15 protein-coding genes, 1 tRNA gene, 1 pseudogene and 1 other annotated feature are annotated in these 16,107 nt (G+C 47.1%); of the genes and pseudogenes, 5 read left to right on the forward strand and 12 right to left on the reverse strand.

The features are described from left to right. A pseudogene (locus tag B4H10_RS10975) lies at window positions 1-323 on the forward strand (NADP-specific glutamate dehydrogenase); the annotation flags it as partial. A gap of 205 nt (window positions 324-528) precedes the next feature. Here B4H10_RS10975 and B4H10_RS10980 read toward each other — a convergent pair. The 5 genes from B4H10_RS10980 to B4H10_RS11000 all read right to left on the reverse strand — a co-directional run bounded on the left by B4H10_RS10980 (window position 529) and on the right by B4H10_RS11000 (window position 7,415). Beyond that, the gene (locus B4H10_RS10980; RefSeq protein WP_059075653.1) at window positions 529-2,439 is read right to left on the reverse strand and encodes a fructose-bisphosphatase class III; all 1,911 of its coding nucleotides are present in this window, start codon (window positions 2,437-2,439) and stop codon (window positions 529-531) included. A 159-nt stretch (window positions 2,440-2,598) separates the two neighbouring features. Then, window positions 2,599-4,098 (reverse strand): succinate CoA transferase, encoded by a 1,500-nt coding sequence (locus tag B4H10_RS10985; protein ID WP_292018839.1) that lies wholly within the window; start codon window positions 4,096-4,098, stop codon window positions 2,599-2,601. A 293-nt stretch (window positions 4,099-4,391) separates the two neighbouring features. Next, entirely contained in the window at window positions 4,392-5,558 is a 1,167-nt protein-coding gene (locus B4H10_RS10990; RefSeq protein WP_292018840.1) for a M20/M25/M40 family metallo-hydrolase, read from the reverse strand. Between the two features lie 90 nt (window positions 5,559-5,648). Next, window positions 5,649-6,593: an AEC family transporter gene (locus B4H10_RS10995; protein WP_292018841.1), complete on the reverse strand. Its 945-nt coding sequence runs from the start codon at window positions 6,591-6,593 to the stop codon at window positions 5,649-5,651. Window positions 6,594-6,632: 39 nt separating this feature from the next. Continuing rightward, window positions 6,633-7,415, reverse strand: coding sequence for a carbon-nitrogen family hydrolase (locus B4H10_RS11000; protein ID WP_292018842.1), 783 nt, complete (start codon window positions 7,413-7,415; stop codon window positions 6,633-6,635). Window positions 7,416-7,578: 163 nt separating this feature from the next. Between B4H10_RS11000 and ybaK the strand changes: the two genes are divergently transcribed. Both ybaK and B4H10_RS11010 read left to right on the forward strand, forming a co-directional pair. Further along, window positions 7,579-8,085 carry a Cys-tRNA(Pro) deacylase gene (ybaK, locus tag B4H10_RS11005; protein ID WP_292018843.1) on the forward strand — a complete coding sequence of 169 codons (507 nt, stop codon included), beginning with the start codon at window positions 7,579-7,581 and terminating at the stop codon, window positions 8,083-8,085. Then, on the forward strand, window positions 8,078-8,737 hold the full coding sequence (locus tag B4H10_RS11010) for a uracil-DNA glycosylase (protein ID WP_292018844.1): 660 nt from the start codon (window positions 8,078-8,080) through the stop codon (window positions 8,735-8,737). The genes ybaK and B4H10_RS11010 overlap by 8 nt, the downstream gene beginning before the upstream one ends. A 147-nt stretch (window positions 8,738-8,884) precedes the next feature. On the opposite strand, the gene B4H10_RS11015 is transcribed toward B4H10_RS11010, so the two are convergent. Continuing rightward, window positions 8,885-10,309, reverse strand: a complete 1,425-nt coding sequence (locus B4H10_RS11015; RefSeq protein ID WP_292018845.1) for an FAD-binding oxidoreductase — start codon at window positions 10,307-10,309, stop codon at window positions 8,885-8,887. Between the two features lie 453 nt (window positions 10,310-10,762). Further along, window positions 10,763-11,023: a binding site (T-box leader), on the forward strand. Window positions 11,024-11,118: 95 nt separating this feature from the next. Here B4H10_RS11015 and B4H10_RS11020 point away from each other — a divergent pair. Beyond that, window positions 11,119-12,117 (forward strand): bile acid:sodium symporter family protein, encoded by a 999-nt coding sequence (locus tag B4H10_RS11020; protein ID WP_201784354.1) that lies wholly within the window; start codon window positions 11,119-11,121, stop codon window positions 12,115-12,117. Window positions 12,118-12,279: 162 nt separating this feature from the next. After that, window positions 12,280-12,353, forward strand: a tRNA-Gly gene (locus B4H10_RS11025). Window positions 12,354-12,441: 88 nt separating this feature from the next. On the opposite strand, the gene B4H10_RS11030 is transcribed toward B4H10_RS11025, so the two are convergent. From B4H10_RS11030 to B4H10_RS11050, 6 genes are all read right to left on the reverse strand, one after another. Further along, window positions 12,442-12,711: a HEPN domain-containing protein gene (locus B4H10_RS11030; protein ID WP_292018846.1), complete on the reverse strand. Its 270-nt coding sequence runs from the start codon at window positions 12,709-12,711 to the stop codon at window positions 12,442-12,444. A 96-nt stretch (window positions 12,712-12,807) separates the two neighbouring features. Then, window positions 12,808-13,953: an RNA-guided endonuclease TnpB family protein gene (locus B4H10_RS11035; RefSeq protein WP_292018847.1), complete on the reverse strand. Its 1,146-nt coding sequence runs from the start codon at window positions 13,951-13,953 to the stop codon at window positions 12,808-12,810. Between the two features lie 94 nt (window positions 13,954-14,047). Further along, window positions 14,048-14,233, reverse strand: coding sequence for a HEPN domain-containing protein (locus tag B4H10_RS11570; RefSeq protein ID WP_113856580.1), 186 nt, complete (start codon window positions 14,231-14,233; stop codon window positions 14,048-14,050). 30 nt (window positions 14,234-14,263) lie between these two features. Further along, complete coding sequence (locus B4H10_RS11040; protein ID WP_292018848.1) at window positions 14,264-14,590, reverse strand: nucleotidyltransferase domain-containing protein; 327 nt, start codon at window positions 14,588-14,590, stop codon at window positions 14,264-14,266. A gap of 231 nt (window positions 14,591-14,821) precedes the next feature. Then, complete coding sequence (locus tag B4H10_RS11045) at window positions 14,822-15,151, reverse strand: hypothetical protein (RefSeq protein ID WP_059075642.1); 330 nt, start codon at window positions 15,149-15,151, stop codon at window positions 14,822-14,824. Between the two features lie 50 nt (window positions 15,152-15,201). Then, window positions 15,202-16,098 carry a hypothetical protein gene (locus B4H10_RS11050; RefSeq protein WP_059075641.1) on the reverse strand — a complete coding sequence of 299 codons (897 nt, stop codon included), beginning with the start codon at window positions 16,096-16,098 and terminating at the stop codon, window positions 15,202-15,204. Window positions 16,099-16,107: the final 9 nt, after the last annotated feature.

The following is a 16,107-nucleotide window of genomic DNA, read 5'->3' on the forward strand; positions in this document are numbered from 1 at the left end:
ACATCGAAGTTGCCAACATGCCGACTACTAACGACGCATTGAAATATTTGATGGAACAGCCGAACATGGTCGTTGCTCCGTCCAAAGCCGTAAACGCCGGTGGCGTTGCTACGTCCGCTCTGGAAATGAGCCAGAACAGCGAACGACTCGTATGGACTGCAGAAGAAGTCGATGCCCGTCTCCATGAAATCATGAACACGATTTATCAGAATTCTGTAGACGCAGCAGAACGCAACGGTTTCGGATATAATCTCGTAGCAGGTGCTAATATCGCCGGTTTCGAACGTGTAGCCGATGCTATGCTCCAGCAGGGTGTATTCTAAATCTACAACTTCATAACTCATGTACTATCAGGAGGCTGTCTTTTAGACAGCCTCTTTTTCATGCCGCTGCGATGCCGATGTGAGCGAGGTCATATCATACGTTATCCGGCAAAAGAACGCGCAACGCAAAAAAAGGAGACTGCATACGGGCTTCAGCCCCATGCAATCTCCTTCATTTCCTATACAGCAGTTCACGTGCGCTTCATCATTCACCACGCCGTTCGATGATAATCCCCTGCCGATATGCCTGGAGCAGGGCCTTCAAGTCATCAATCATCTGCAACAATTTTTTGCCATTGTCCGTATCACCAATCATGACCCGTTTAGGTTCCAGTTCTACCTGAGTCGATTCGGACCCCATATCGGCATTGGTCCGCAATACTTCCTCTACATCCGTAAAGGGATAATGAGCCTTGATCCGGATTCCGTGGGAATTAAAAATCAATGTATACCCAGCAATCCCTGTCGAATTCTGATAGGCTTTACAGAAGCCCCCATCAATGCAAAGTTCCTTGCCTTCGGCCCGGATCGGACTTTCCCCTTTTTTCACTTTTACCGGCGTATGTCCGTTGATAATATGTCCCTGCGGCGAATCAATCCCGAACTCATGAAGAATCTTGATGCATTCGTCTTTATCCCGGTTCAAGCGGAAATAGGCATTTTCTGGTTCTTTCCACGTATCTTTATCGGCAATGTAACTGCGTTCAAAGGTCTTTACAATACGCCCGGACACAGGAGAATCGGGGCCGCCCCACATATACCACATATAATCCAGGCTGTCCGTATCCCTCTTGGTATAGGCGCGCCGTGCCATATAATCGGCATGATCCATAAAAGCCCGGCCCTTATACCCATGTCCATCGAAATAAATTTCTTTAAAGCTGCCATCATCGTTGAGCGGCAGGCTGCCATGGAATAATAAATTATTATTATAGCACCGGTACATAGAACCATGGCTGTACAGGAACTGGATATGCCGCTGGAGCCGTTCGCTCTGCAAAAATTCCGTCTGTAATTCAGCCATAATAAGATGTTCTTCCGGAGACAGGGTATAGGGATCCTGAGGATTGAATGTCGGGAAATCCTTCGTAGTCAGTTCATATGTCCCGGAATCCAGCGTAATGGTCCCTGTTTCCAGATTGATTTTATGGAACAGCAGGCGGTCATCCATATTATATTCCGGATGACGAAAAATAACCTGCCCTTCCAGTTTGGATAAGATGACATTGATTGCCTTAACCATCGGTTCGATGCCATCGTCTTTGGTATACATCTTCAAGGCAAACAGGGCCAGCGGGCGCAGGCTGATGCCATACCCGCTTTCCAGGATTTCCAAATTATGATATCGGATATTATTGCGCAAAACATTGGCAATACAGGCAGCACTGCCGGCGGCAGCTCCCATCCAAAGAATGTCATGATTTCCCCACTGGATATCCATGGAATGATGATGCATGAGATTATCCATGATTTTATCTGCATGGGGCCCCCTGTCATAAATATCGCCGATAATATGCAGATGATCCACAGCCAGCCGTTTAATCAAAGCCGTCAGCGCATAAATAAAGGAACGGGTGCTCCCCGTTTCCAGAATCGTGTCGAGGATTTTGGAATGATAGACGTGACGGTTTTTATCTTCATCGGGCTGGGCATGAAGCAATTCATCGATGACGAACCGGAAGACCGGCGGCATCGCTTTACGTACCTTGGAACGGGTATACTTGGACGAAAGCAATTTCGCCAGGCGGATCAGGTGATGAAGTGTCTTGCGGGCCCATTTGTCCGTTACCAGCTTTTTGCGGTTCATAAGATCCAGTTTTTCTTTTGGATAATAAATCAGGGTCAGCAGGTCATCCCGTTCTTCCTGACTCATGGAATTGGAAAAGAGCATTTCCACTTTTTCCCGGATAACACCGGAACAATTATTCAATATATGATAAAACGCTTCATATTCACCATGGAGGTCGCTCATGAAATGTTCCGTTCCCTTTGGCAGATTCACGATAGCCTGCAAATTGATGATTTCTGTAAACGTCGCTTCCTGGGTCGGGTATTCTTTAGCCAGGAGTTCCAGATATTTGATATATTCATCGGAATATCCAGCATAATTTTCCATTTATCGTATCTCCCCATTCTTCGGCCGTGCCGATCATGATATACAAAGTCTTTATTTATATTGTACACGAAAACCGACATAAAAATCTAGGGATGTACAGAGGATGCACAAAACCCTCACAAGACAGACTGGAAAAATCTGACTTGTGAGGGTGGTATACTATTTCATACTCCCTGTTTCCAGGTAGCGCTGCTGCCATGACAGGGCCTCTTTCAGGAGCTGTGGTTCATGCTGGCTGCCTGTTGCGGCAATAGCCCGGTCCAGATAATCTGTGAGCTGGTCTCTGTAATCCGGGTGGGCACAGTTAGCTATGATAGTCCGTGCCCGTTCGACAGGAGAAAGACCGCGCAGGTCTGCAATGCCCTGTTCCGTACAGAGGATATCCACATCATGCTCCGTGTGATCCACATGGGAGCACATGGGAACTACGGAACTGATGGCACCGTTTTTTGCCGTCGAACTGGTAAAGAAAATCGTCAGATATCCCGCCCGGGCAAAGTCCCCGGAACCGCCAATTCCATTCATGAGACGACTGCCACAGATATGTGTCGAATTGACCTGACCATAGATATCAAACTCGATGGCCGTATTCATGGCAATAGCTCCGATACGGCGGATTACTTCGGGATTATTGGAAATTTCCTGGGGCCGGATGACGATTTTTTTCCGGTACTCATCGATGTGTTCATAGAAATGCTTCAGCCCTTCCGGGGATGCCGAAATGGAAGCTGTCGATACGGCATCGACTTTCCCGGCATCGATGAGGGTAAACATCCCGTCCTGGAGTACTTCCGTAAAGATGGAAAGATGCTCGAAATCACTTTTTGCCAGCCCCTGAATGACTGCATTAGCTACGGATCCGACACCGGACTGGAGTGGCAGAAGATGCTCCGGCAGCCGGCCTTTGGCTACTTCATCCTTGAAAAACTGCACGATGAGATTTCCCATCTTCCGGCCATTTTCATCGACAGGCTTAAACGACCGGGGAGCATCGGGAATATCACAGGGGACGATAGCAACGATTTTGTCCCAGCCGCAGGTGATATACGGTTTTCCGATACGGTCCCCTGTATGGACGATGGGAACGGGTACACGGAATGGCGGATTGGGAACATCGTATACGTCATGCATTCCTTCCAGACTGAGCGGCTGGGTCACATTGATTTCAACGACGACTTTCTGACACACGTCAATCATAGCCGGTGTCGTCCCTACGGACGTAGTAGGGATGAGATTCCCTTCTTCTGTAATAGCTGCCGCTTCCACCACAACGATATCGGGACGCTTCATGAACCCTTCCTTGAGCAGCTGAGCGAATACACTGACGTGGTAATCGGCATAAGCCACACTGCCATCATTGATTCCGCGGCGCAGATCTTTATTCGTATGATAGGAAAACCGGCGGGAAATGCCATGTACCCGTGCCAGAGCTCCATCAATTTCATCACCGATGGATGCCCCGGCATAGAGCGTAATCTGAAAATGCTCCCGTCCTATCCGCTTTGCCAACGCCAGCGGTACGGCTTTGGGATACCCGGCCGGTGTAAACCCCGACACGGCCACAATATCATCAGGATGAATCAGCTTCGCCGCTTCTTCGGCCGTTGTAACTCTCGAGATGTATGCTTTATTTCGTATACGATCTGAAATGTCAATCATTGCAATCCCTCATTTCCTGCATTCGATTCTATTCCTCATCATGCATAAATTAATAACATATTCCGTATGTATTTCATATATTAGTATAACACTATTCATAGCATTCTGGTACATACAGATTTCACTGCCAGAAGGATCCGGATGAACTGTTTATAAAGATTTCACGCAGAACTATTATACAAGCTGACGATAAAAAAAGCGGGGCTATCTCACAAAGCACGGTGTCTTCGTGAGATAGCCCCGTTCGTAAAGGCAAAACCTCTTATCCGTCTTTCTTTCAACGGCTTGCTGTATTATTTTTCCGCCGCATCAAATTCTTCTTTCATCGCACTGCGCAAAGCTTCATTTCCGGCCAGACGCAGTACAGTCGCACCGATAATTTCTGCGCCGCGGACGATGACCGGTTCAATGGCCTTGTCTTTGACCATATCGGCAATTTCCTTGGAATGGTCCGGATAGAACGTGTCCCCCATAGCCAGATGGACGTGGAGCACCGGGCATTGATGGCTGACATTGGCAATATCCGAGCTGCCGCCGCAGTCCGGTTCTACAAAGGGAATCTTCATATCCCGGAGCACGCCACGAACGACGTCAGTTGCCGTTTCATTCCACACAAGGTCATCATATTTATACCCCAGCTGGGATACATCAAAGGTCGTTTCCGTAGCAATAGCCGCCCCTTCAAAGCAATGCATCAGGCGCTGGACCACTTCGTTGAGATAGGTCCGGGTGGAATGGCGGACACAGCATTCTACCTCGGCGTAATCGGGAATGACATTAGAAGCCGTGCCACCATGGACGATATACGTGCCAATCCGCGTATCGGGCTTTACATGCTGACGCATCATATCGATAGCATGGAGGGCCAGCATGGCCCCGTTCAGTGCATTCCGGCCTTTCCACGGATGGGCTGCCGCATGGGCCGTCTGTCCATGAAACCGGATGCGATAATCATCGAGGGCCAGAAAGCGGGAATTGGGCGTCGTCTGACACGACGACATATGGACCATTATGGCAAGATCGTAGTCCTTGAAAATCCCCTGCTGGCACATGGGAATTTTGCCACCCCGCAGTTCTTCATCCGGCGTGCCGATGACATCGACAGAGACGGGCAGATTCGTCATGGCATGAAACGCAGCTCCGGCCAGAAAACTGATAGCACCGCCAGCCGAATGACCGCAGCCATGACCGATATCGGGAAGAGCATCGTATTCAGCCAGGACGGCTACCCGCAAAACCGGCGATTCCGCATGGCAGGCAACCGCCTTATAGGCTGTGGCCTGTCCGCTGAACCGTTCCGTCACATCCATGCCGGCATCCCGGCAGGCCGCTATGTGACGGGCACAGGCATGATATTCTTCCCCGGATAACTCGGGATCATTGGCAATCGCATAATTCAATTCAAAGGCAGCAGGAGCATACTGCTGCACCTTCTTAGAAAATTCATCATAGAGAGACATGGCTTACTCCTTTTATTTCATCGTTTCAACTAAAAAGGACGGCATCTGCACTGGGACAGCCGTCCTTTTACTATTATATAATTCTTTATCTCAACCGACAATAGCCATATACAGGGGAATGACCACCAATCCAAGAGCAATAGACAGGAAACTGATTTCGGTGGCATATTGCACATCAGCACCGACGGATTTCGCCACGACGGTCATTTGCGTCATAGCCGGCATACTGGCCTGCATGGTAAATACCTTGGCCGACATATCCGTGATAGGGATAAATGGCAGCAGCACCAGCACACAGCAGGGACAGACGAGGAACCGGCCACATAAAGCGCCGATGATATCCCGGTCCCAATGAATGTCTTTCCAGGAAATGAGGCTCATTTCAATGCCAATGACAATCAGGGACAACGGAGTTGCCATGTTTCCGACATATTGGAAACTCATGACCAGAAAATCAGGCAGCTTCACGTCGAGCATAACCAGAACGAGGCCGATGAGAAAGCCCTCCAGCGGCGGTGAAAAAACCTTTTTAATTGTCTGCACAGAAAAGAGCGGCATATGCTTTCCACCTGTACTATCATTGACAATATGATACACCGCCAATGTCCAGAACATAGTCGTATTGGCCATATAATAAAGCATGACCGACGGCACACTCTTGGGACCGAACAAGGCCAGATTGACAGGCAGACCGATAAAAATTGTATTGGCAATAAAAAAACAGGTAATGAATATCCCCTGCCGGTCCTTGCGGATATGTAGGACTGCCGCCGCGATTCTTCCCACAAAATAGGCCAGGAAAATAGACGCAAAAGGCAGTACCAAATCCGGCGCAATCTGTACTAGTGAATCGTGCGTAAAATCGCGGACCATATTGACTACCATATAAAAAGGCAGAGCCACTTTCATGACAATCTTCGTCAGAAGAGCACTCGTATTGCTGTCAAACCATCCTTTGCGGGACAAAATAAACCCGATGGAAATAATAAAAATAACTTCAAAAATCCCCTGCAGGCCATGTATAGCCCCTTCCATACCAACACTTCTCTTTCAAATAACACTATAACACACACATCAGAGATGATACAATTCCGGCCGGCGGTCACGGAATACGTTAATGCTGCTGCGGATACCTTTGATGACAGACAAATCGACATCACTGGTAATAATCTGCTCCCGTCCGTCTGCCTGGGAAAGAACCTTGCCCCAGGGATCAATAATCATGGAACCGCCGCAGAATTGATACTCTCCAGCCTGGCCACAGCTGTTGACAGCTACGACGAACATCTGATTTTCAATAGCCCGTGCCTGATTCAAAATTTGCCAGTGTCCCAGCCGTGGATTGGGCCAGGCCGCCGGTACAAAGAGAATCTGTGCGCCAGCCAGCGCTGCCATGCGCACCCATTCACCGAACCGTACATCATAGCAGATAATCGATGCCATTTTCACACCATCTAATTCAAAAATATTCAGATGGTTTCCTGCCGTAAAGACCATATCTTCTTTTCCCGGCGTAAACAGGTGCACTTTATCATACTCTCCAACAACCTCACCTGTCTTATCTACGACAAAAGTCGAATTATACAGCTTTCCCTGTTTTTTATTGGCAACAGAACCGCCAACAATATGGACATGATACCGTTTTGCCGCATCAGAAAGGAAAGCCTTTGTTCTCTTTCCCTCTTCATCAGCCAGATCATATACGTTTAGCGGATAAAACGATGTATTCCAAAGCTCGGACAATACGACGATATCGGCCTCTGCAGCTGTTGCCGCTTCTATAGCCTGATCGGCTATATGATAATTAGCATCTACATCGCCATAACGAATCGCCGCCTGTACCGCTGCTATCTTCATAGACTCACCCCCATTAATACAAAAAATGCAAACCCGCATATTTATTATATAAGAGGCTGTCAGGCAATGCAACGGCTTATACGCGCCCCGGAATATAAAATTCTGGAAATCCCTGTCTTCCTATGCTATAGTAGTATCGAAACAATAGATGGAGGAATGGGACATGGCAAAGGTGAAGAAGACGAATGTCATGCGCATTTTGGATAAGCATAAGATTGTGTACGATATTAAAACATATGCCTATACAGAAGACGATTTATCAGGCATCCATGCGGCGGCTGAGCTTGGAATGGATGCGGCCCGGTTATTCAAAACACTCGTCGGTAAGGGTAATAAAACGGGAATCGTCGTATTCTGTATCCCCAGTGACAGGGAACTGGATTTGAAGACAGCAGCTGCTGTCAGCGGTAACAAACATGTAGAACTGCTCCATGTCAAAGACCTGCCCGGTGTCACTGGCTACATCCGTGGCGGGTGTTCCCCCATTGACATGAAAAAACAATTTCCGACGTATATTGATACATCTGCTGAGAATTTTAATACCATCAGTATCAGTGCCGGCCAACGGGGACTGCAGGTACTATTGCCAGTCTCCTGTATCTGTACGGTCACCGGTGCCGCCATGGCCGGCCTGACAGCAGATCATGGGGAGGCAGAATGCGATGAGTGATGACAAAATGAAAGAATGGATCCAGGAGCTCATGAATTGTGATGCCTGCAAACTGCGCCACGAAGGAAACAGGGGACCGACACGGTATTCCGGGGACCCGGCTTCACCGCTCATGTTCGTCGGCGAAGGACCTGGCGGCGTCGAAGATGAATACGGCGTTCCCCTCGTGGGCCCATCGGGCCAGCTCCTCGATAAGGCTCTGTGGAGTGTCGGTCTGACCCGGGACCATGTATATGTGACCAACATTGTCAAATGCCGTCCCAAAAATAACCGGACCCCGACCCTGGAAGAAGGGAAGGCCTGCGCCAATATTCATCTGGTGCAAGAAATCAAACTGGTACAACCAAAAGTCATCGTCTGCCTCGGTAAAGTAGCCTTCCAGTATTTCTATGGTCATACGGCCAGCATCATGCACAACCGGGGAAAATGGTTTACCTGGCATAACATCCCGGTCATGCCTACCTATCATCCGGCGTTTCTCCTGCGTCAGACCGGAAAAGACCTGGTTGAATCCAAATGGCAGGTATACTACGATTTCAAGGCTGCCGTAGAAAAAGCCGTAGCAGCCGAACCGGATTTCACCTATAAAAGTGAGGAAAAGCCAAATCTCCTTGCCCAATACGAAAGTCTCCGGGAAAGTCGTCATTTCTAATTTCCCCCGGCATCTCATACTCATTTCTAAATCAAAATAGGTTGTCTCACAAAGCAACGTGGCTTTATGAGACAACCTATTTTTATCTTACCTTCTGCCGGAAGTGGTCAAAATCGGGACACCTTGACAGCTGGTTTTATTGTATATTTATTCCTGAACGAAATCGCCGGTCATATCGACGAGTTTTCCCGGATTCATGATGTTATTGGGATCCAGTGCTTTCTTGATTGCTTTGATGACATGGAGTTCCGGAGCCGGCGTGCATTTAGCAAATTCACCCAGTTTCTTGAAGCCAATGCCGTGTTCACCAGACATCTTGCCGCCGAGAGCATACACACGGGGGAACAAATCGCGATGGAAGGCTTTGATTTTATTGAACCATTCTTCCGGAGAAAGGCCTTCTTTGTTCAGTGGCAGAACATGGATATTGCCATCGCCGATGTGAGCAACAGTTACGCAATACAGGCCGTATTTTTCACGGAGTTCCGGAATCTGTTTGGTGATATCGGGAATCTTATCGAGCGGTACGACGAAATCTTCCGTCTGGAACATTTTATCGACATCACGGGCTGCTTCGGCAAACTGTTTGCGCAGCGTCCAGATACGTTTATCAGCTTCAAATTCATCGATGGAGCCATTGTTTTCCGCCAAGTCACAAAGCAATTCCATCTTGCGGTCCGATTCTTCTTCGTTGAACGATTCTACCGTAACGATGACATAGTCGCATCCTTCATCAACATGAGGCATCTTCATATCGAGGAATTTACAGGTCATGACCAATGCTTCGTTGTCCATAAATTCGATACTGGTCGGATCAATACCAGCTTTCAGAATCTTATTCGGCAGGGCAAAGGCTTCATCATCGGTCTTAAATACGCAGACCATGTTGAATACGTAGGGAGCCTGGGGATAGAGTTTTACTGTAACTTCCGTGATAATGCCCAGTGTACCTTCGGAACCGGCATAGAGCTGTTCCAGGCAGAGGCCGGTAGAGCTCTTTTTCAGGCGGGAACCGGCTTCTACGACTTCCCCGGTCGGAGTTACGACTTTCAGGCTGTATACCTGATGACGGGTCGTGCCATATTTTACGGCTTTGTTGCCGCCGGCATTATTAGCTACGTTGCCGCCGATCTGGCTGCTATCGGCACTGGAAGGGTCGCCAGCATACAGAAGGCCATGACGGGCAGCTTCACGCTGTAAATCCCCGGTGATGACGCCAGTCTGGCAGACAGCATACATGTTGTCCGGATCGAGTTTGAGGATTTTATTCATCCGTTCCAGTTCGACGACGATGCCGTGGTATACGGGGATAGCGCCGCAGGCAACACCGGAACCAGCCGAACGCGGAGTGATAGGAACGAGGTATTTATTTGCCAGTTTGACGATTTCTACGACCTGTTCCGTAGATTCCGGGAAAACGACAACTTCCGGTTTGCTGAAATAATGAGAATTGCCTTCTTCGTCTGTCTGATAGGCTACGAGGTAATCTTCATCAGTCTTTACCTGTTTAGGGCTCATTACGCGTTTCAGTTCTTCTACCAGTTCAGGTGTTACGGGATTAAAATGTGCCATGAGGAACACGACCTTTCTGTAATTTTGTAGTGGAATGTGCGACCAGAATGTCTATTAATTATTTAAGCTCACTCTTACAGCTCTTAGGCCATAGCCGTCGTGAACTTGATGTTTGACAGTATATCACGATGGCAACGTTTGTAAAGCCCTGATTTTTCTGCAAAAAGGTCTGCCTGAGGCAGGATAAATCCCATAATTTCAACACCTTTTACGTTTAACGGGCTGCTTAAAATTTGCTATATACTATTTACGAATTGTTATTATTCTTTTAGGTTATCGTACCGCTTGCTTTATTATTCTATAATAGGCCAAAATCAGAGAAAATAAGAAAAATCTGACTATCTGGTTCCATAGCATGCTTAATATGTTATGAAGATAAATTTTATAAAATCACTTTTTTCTCTCTTGACTTCTTCTCCCATGGTAGCGTATAATACGCATCAAGCAAACAACCAAACAGTGTTGATTGGGAAAAGTACTTACAGACCCTGACAGTACAGAGAACCTGCTGCACGGTGAGAGGTAGGATGTAAAGACTATAAGGAATATCACCCAGGAGCTGCCAGCTGAACGCATCGCAAGTAAGCGTGGCCGATTGACAATCGTTACCTTGTCCGGCATTGAACGTCAGAGAAATCTTTCGGTGATGTCAGTAGAGTGGTCGTTCACGACAATAAGAGTGGTACCGCAGAGCTATAACGCTTTGTCTCTTTCTAAGAGACAAAGCGTTTTTTTTACTCCAGGTAAAAGCAATCAGCCGTTTGTTATTTGCAGCAATCTTACATTTTTTTATTCGGAGGTATGTAATCATGATGAATTTTGTTACAAAAGTAAGCGGTTTCGTAGGCAAGAATCTTACCTGGCTCGTATTGCTCACTATCGTGGGCGGCTATTTCGTTCCCTCTGGTTTTACCTGGGCCGTCAAAAATACGGTCTGGCTCCTGGGTGTCGTCATGTTCGGCATGGGCATGACACTCCATGCATCGGATTTTAAACTCGTCCTTCAGCGTCCTCGCGAAGTCCTCGCCGGAACGGTCTGCCATTACACCATCATGCCGCTCGTCGCCTATGCGTTGGTCATGGTCTTTGGCCTGACTCCGGAACTGGCCGTCGGTATGGTTCTCCTCGGCTCCTGCCCGAGCGGCACAGCTTCCAATGTCATGAGCTTCCTCGCTAAAGGCGATGTTCCTTTGGCTGTTTCCATCACGACCGTATCGACACTGCTCGCTCCTGTCATGATGCCCTTCCTCGTCTGGGCACTGGCTGGTCAGTGGGTTACCGTTTCCTTCCTTTCTATGGCCATGACGGTCATGAAAGTCATCCTCGTACCGCTTGTCCTCGGTTTGCTCGTCCATCGTCTCGTCGGTGAAACTTATTTGGTACAGATGCAGAAAGTTCTCGTCCTCGTATCCGCTTTTGCCGTTCTTTCCATCCTCGGTGGTGTCGTTGCCGTCAATGGCGCAAAAATCGTTTCCCTCGGCGTCTTCATGGTCGTTCTCGTTCTCCTGCACAATCTCTTCGGTTTTGCTCTTGGGTATTTCATCACGGGAAAACTGGGCTTTGGCAAACGCCAGCAGCACTCGGTTACCCTGGAAGTCGGTATGCAGAATGATGCCCTCGCTCTTTCCATCTGCTCCATCTACTTTGCCCCGGCTGTCGCTATCCCGGCTGCTGTCGGCGCTGCTGTCCATCAGATCACAGGTTCCATGCTGGCCGGTCTCTTTGCCCGCAACATGGATAAATACGAAGCCCGTCAGCAGGCTGCTTCCATGAAAGAAGAAACAGCTCCTGCTCCGTCGGCTCATTAATCAGCTCCCCAGAGACGTTGTGACCTCGTGTCGCAGCGTCTTTTTTTGTCCTATATATAGGTATTATATAAGGATGAAAAAAACAGTTCTGACACCGTTTTCAAAATTCGGGTCTTTACAAAATAGGGGTTTACTGTTAAACTAATGTAGTACCTATTATATGCGGGTGTAATTCAGTGGTAGAATACGAGCTTCCCAAGCTTGGTACGAGGGTTCGATCCCCTTCATCCGCTCCATACCAAAAGGCGGTCCCATGAAGCAAAATTGCTTCATGGGACCGCCTTTTTTCTATTTTTATTTCTTTTACAAACATAAAAACACTAGCTATTGAGAAATTCGTTTAACTAAATAAATTTCAACCGCATGGCAAAAATCAAGTGCCTTATCATATTGCTCTTTTGCTTCTAATTGTGAAACTATAAAAAAATCAGCATAATCCGTGTTATTACGAATCTGAAATGCCTGGCTAAGGTATTTAGAATACATTTTATCAAAAATTCCTGTTTTAATATATTCCTTTTGGAAATAAGAAATAACTCCAGCATGTTTTGTGAACGTACTCCCGCCTATAGAGGCGGGAGCTTCCTGCTTCAACGAGAACAGCGCTACTGACTCCAAAGAGTTGCGGCGGCTTACACTCTCTCCACAGGCGTAGATTCCCGTGCGACCCACGGTATTTTATGGATTACGTCAGGCTGATATCCGCCTGGCTTCTTCTCGGATATTGATGGCCGCGTTTTTATCGCGATTATGGTGACTTCCACATTTAGGGCAATCCCATTCCCTTACAGACAAGTCCTTGGTTTCGTGGTTCTGATATCCGCAAACATGGCACAGCTGGCTGCTTGGATACCACTTGTCTATCTTGATAAGCTGTTTGCCTTGCCAAGCCAGCTTGTACTCCAGCATGTTCGTGAACATATTCCAGCCATTGTCAGCTACGGATTTGCCAAAGCTGAACTTGCCACCCTTTTTCCGCTTTGCCATCGCTTTGACGCTGATATCCTCAATACCAATAGCGTCATAGTGGTCTGCGAGGTAGCGGGCCTTCTTATGCAGGAAATCCCGGCGTTGATTGGCCACTTTCTCATGGAGAATAGCTACGCGCAGCCTTTGTTTTTCGCTGTTGTGACTTCCTTTTTGTTTCTTGGATAGCTTCTGCTGCGCCTTAGCCAGTCTTTTCTCTGCCTTTCGCAGGAAATCGGGATATTTAGCATCCTCCTCATCGGAAGCCACATACAAGCCGTGCATCGCAAAATCCAGCCCCAGGAAGGTCTTCGGTATGACCGGGAGTATTTGGTTTTCATACTCCACCAGCATACTGATATAGTATTTTCCTGATGGCGTCTGGCTGATGGTTACGGTCTTTATGATACTGTTCTCCGGCAAGGGACGATGCTGGCATAGTTTCACCCAGCCGACTTTCGGCAGTTTCACCTTATGGCCCTCGATTCGGACAGAACCCTTCTGGTTATTCGTGGAATATGAAGCACGGCTATTCTTCTTGGACTTGAAGCGCGGCTTGCCGAAATGCTGGCTGTCATTCCAAAAGTGGCTGTAGGCCTTATTCAGATTCATTTGGGCATTGGCAAGGGCTAAACTATCTACTTCCTTTAGCCAAGGGAAGTCTTCCTTGTACTGCGCAGGCGTGTTATTCAGCTTTTGGCCGGTTTCCTTATAATAGTCAAGGCGGTCACTCAACATTTTATTATAGATGAATCGGACACAGCCGAAGGTCTTGGCAAACATAATTTTCTGTTCCCTTGTCGGGTAGAGCCTGTAACGGTATGCCTTATTCACTATCATCACCTGCCCTGACTTTCCAAATTCTTTCACTCTTACTACTGATTATACTGCAAGTCAACTTGTGAAGCCATTGTTTTTCTGATGGCATCGAGCCCTCAGAAAAACCTGCAATTCATCTCACCGCCTAAAGAGGCGGGAGACTTCTTGCAGAATCAGGTTTAAAATCTACACCATCCAGAGCCAAAACAGCTCTGACTGCTGTAAACATTGCATAATAAGATCTGCTAACAGAATCTTTATAACTCCTGCATTCCAGCAAAATAGAAGCAGCATGTAATTTTTCTTTCGCCATGTTTAACCTGTATCTCATTAACTCTACCCGGTTTTCATGCAACTACATTCACTCCCTCTTTTTTATATTACGATAATAAGGAATATCATCTTGGTATTTCATATATTCGTCATAGGGGATAACTGCAGGAGAAATAATTGTTCCATATTCAAGCTCTAAATCAGCAGAAATATCCCACACTTTTTTTAACTTTTCCTGTAAATCCAGCCGTTCTCCATGTACAATGGCCACTAAATCAATGTCTGAATCTTCCGTATTATCCTTTCGTGAATAAGATCCATATAGTAGAATCTGATCAATGGCATCCCCAAAAGCTTGGTAATATGCATCTACCACGGCCTTAATAATTTTTTTTAATTCTATTTCTGAGCACATGGTATCATCACCTTATTAAAAAAGCCAAGATAAATCTTGCCTCTTTAAAATCATTGTAACAAATATACCGGGTTTGTACAATATAAATGCACTTATCACCTATCCCGCAATTATGTTCACTGATTATAAAGTTCCGGTACATCGCATGTATACTTTTTCTGCAAACTCCCATCTATAAATGATACAACGAAAGGGACTGTCCATGCAACACAGTCCCTTTCGTTTGTATCCTTATTTCTTTTTACTCGTCTTTGGCGCCGTTTTGATGACAACGTTGCGGCCATCTTTGACGACTTCCAGGGAAATATCCCCTACACCGTCTTTATAATAAGCCATCTTGATATCGAGAAGAATAGCTCCGACCTTTTTTTGCAGATCATCGGTAAAAAACTGCTTGCGGAAATCTTCCGCCGTCTGCTGAGAAGCTTTCTTCTTTACGACAGGCCGCCGGGCCACCGTTTCTTCATCGTCCCAGTCAGCGGTTTCAAAGGTTACTTCTTCTTTTACTCCCTTGAACATGTCCTCCAAAGAACGGTTCTTGGGAATTTTATGTTTTGCCATGTATATTCACTCCTTATATGCCAAAAGGCGCCAAGATGGCGCCTGGGCAGTTATTTCTTTTCATCCATCTTATCAGCTGCTTCACGCATGCTGTTCAGTGTAATCTTTGAAAATTCTTCCGGCGTCTTATAGGTAGCAATCTTGGTAAAGCCTTTCTTCAGACGGCCCCGGTATGCAGCAACCACTTCGTTGTCGGCATTCATTTCGGCAATGAAGATTTCCTGTCCGTCGATGCCTACGAGGCGGAATTTGCCACTCGGCGAGATTTCACGCCAGCTGCTGGTCGCACCATCAAACATGTATACGACACCCGTGCGCAGATTATCATAGAAGAAGATATCCTGATCATAGAACACGGCAATGCGGCCGATATTTTCTGCCTGGACGTTAATGCGTCGCGTATCGTAGTTGGCATCGGTCCGGTAAATACGATATTTATCTTTATCGACTTCCAACTTCATGTATACCACATTAGTTGCTGTCGAATACGCGACATCGACGATTTTGCTGTCCCGTGGCGCATTTTCAATGGGCGTATCGAGTTCGCGGTCCGGATAAATCGGGTTATACTGGGCAATATAAACGCCATAACGGCCAGTCTTTTCATCTTTACCATACGTCGCGAAAATAGCCAGATTCCGGTCAGGCAGCCATTCAAAGAAGGACACCTTGCGTCCATGGAGACGGATGCGTTGTGGTTCACTCTTCTGACCCGCTTCATAAATAGAAACCGTGTCATCGACAACGGTTGCCATGAACCTCTTGTCGTAGGAATAATAGGTCTGGCCATTGGGTTCGGCCCCATATCCCATTTTTTCCTGCTGATTGGTCCCACCGATCTGGAAATCCGACGTCGGCGCAAAAAGGAACTGATCCAGGTAATAATACACGCCAGCCTGGATAGCTATGCCTGCAGCAAAGGCCAAAAGCACTTTTTTCAGCTTCATTCGTTCCCT

This window comes from Megasphaera sp. UBA4382 (assembly GCF_002391155.1).
Lineage (GTDB): Bacteria > Bacillota > Negativicutes > Veillonellales > Megasphaeraceae > Megasphaera > Megasphaera hexanoica.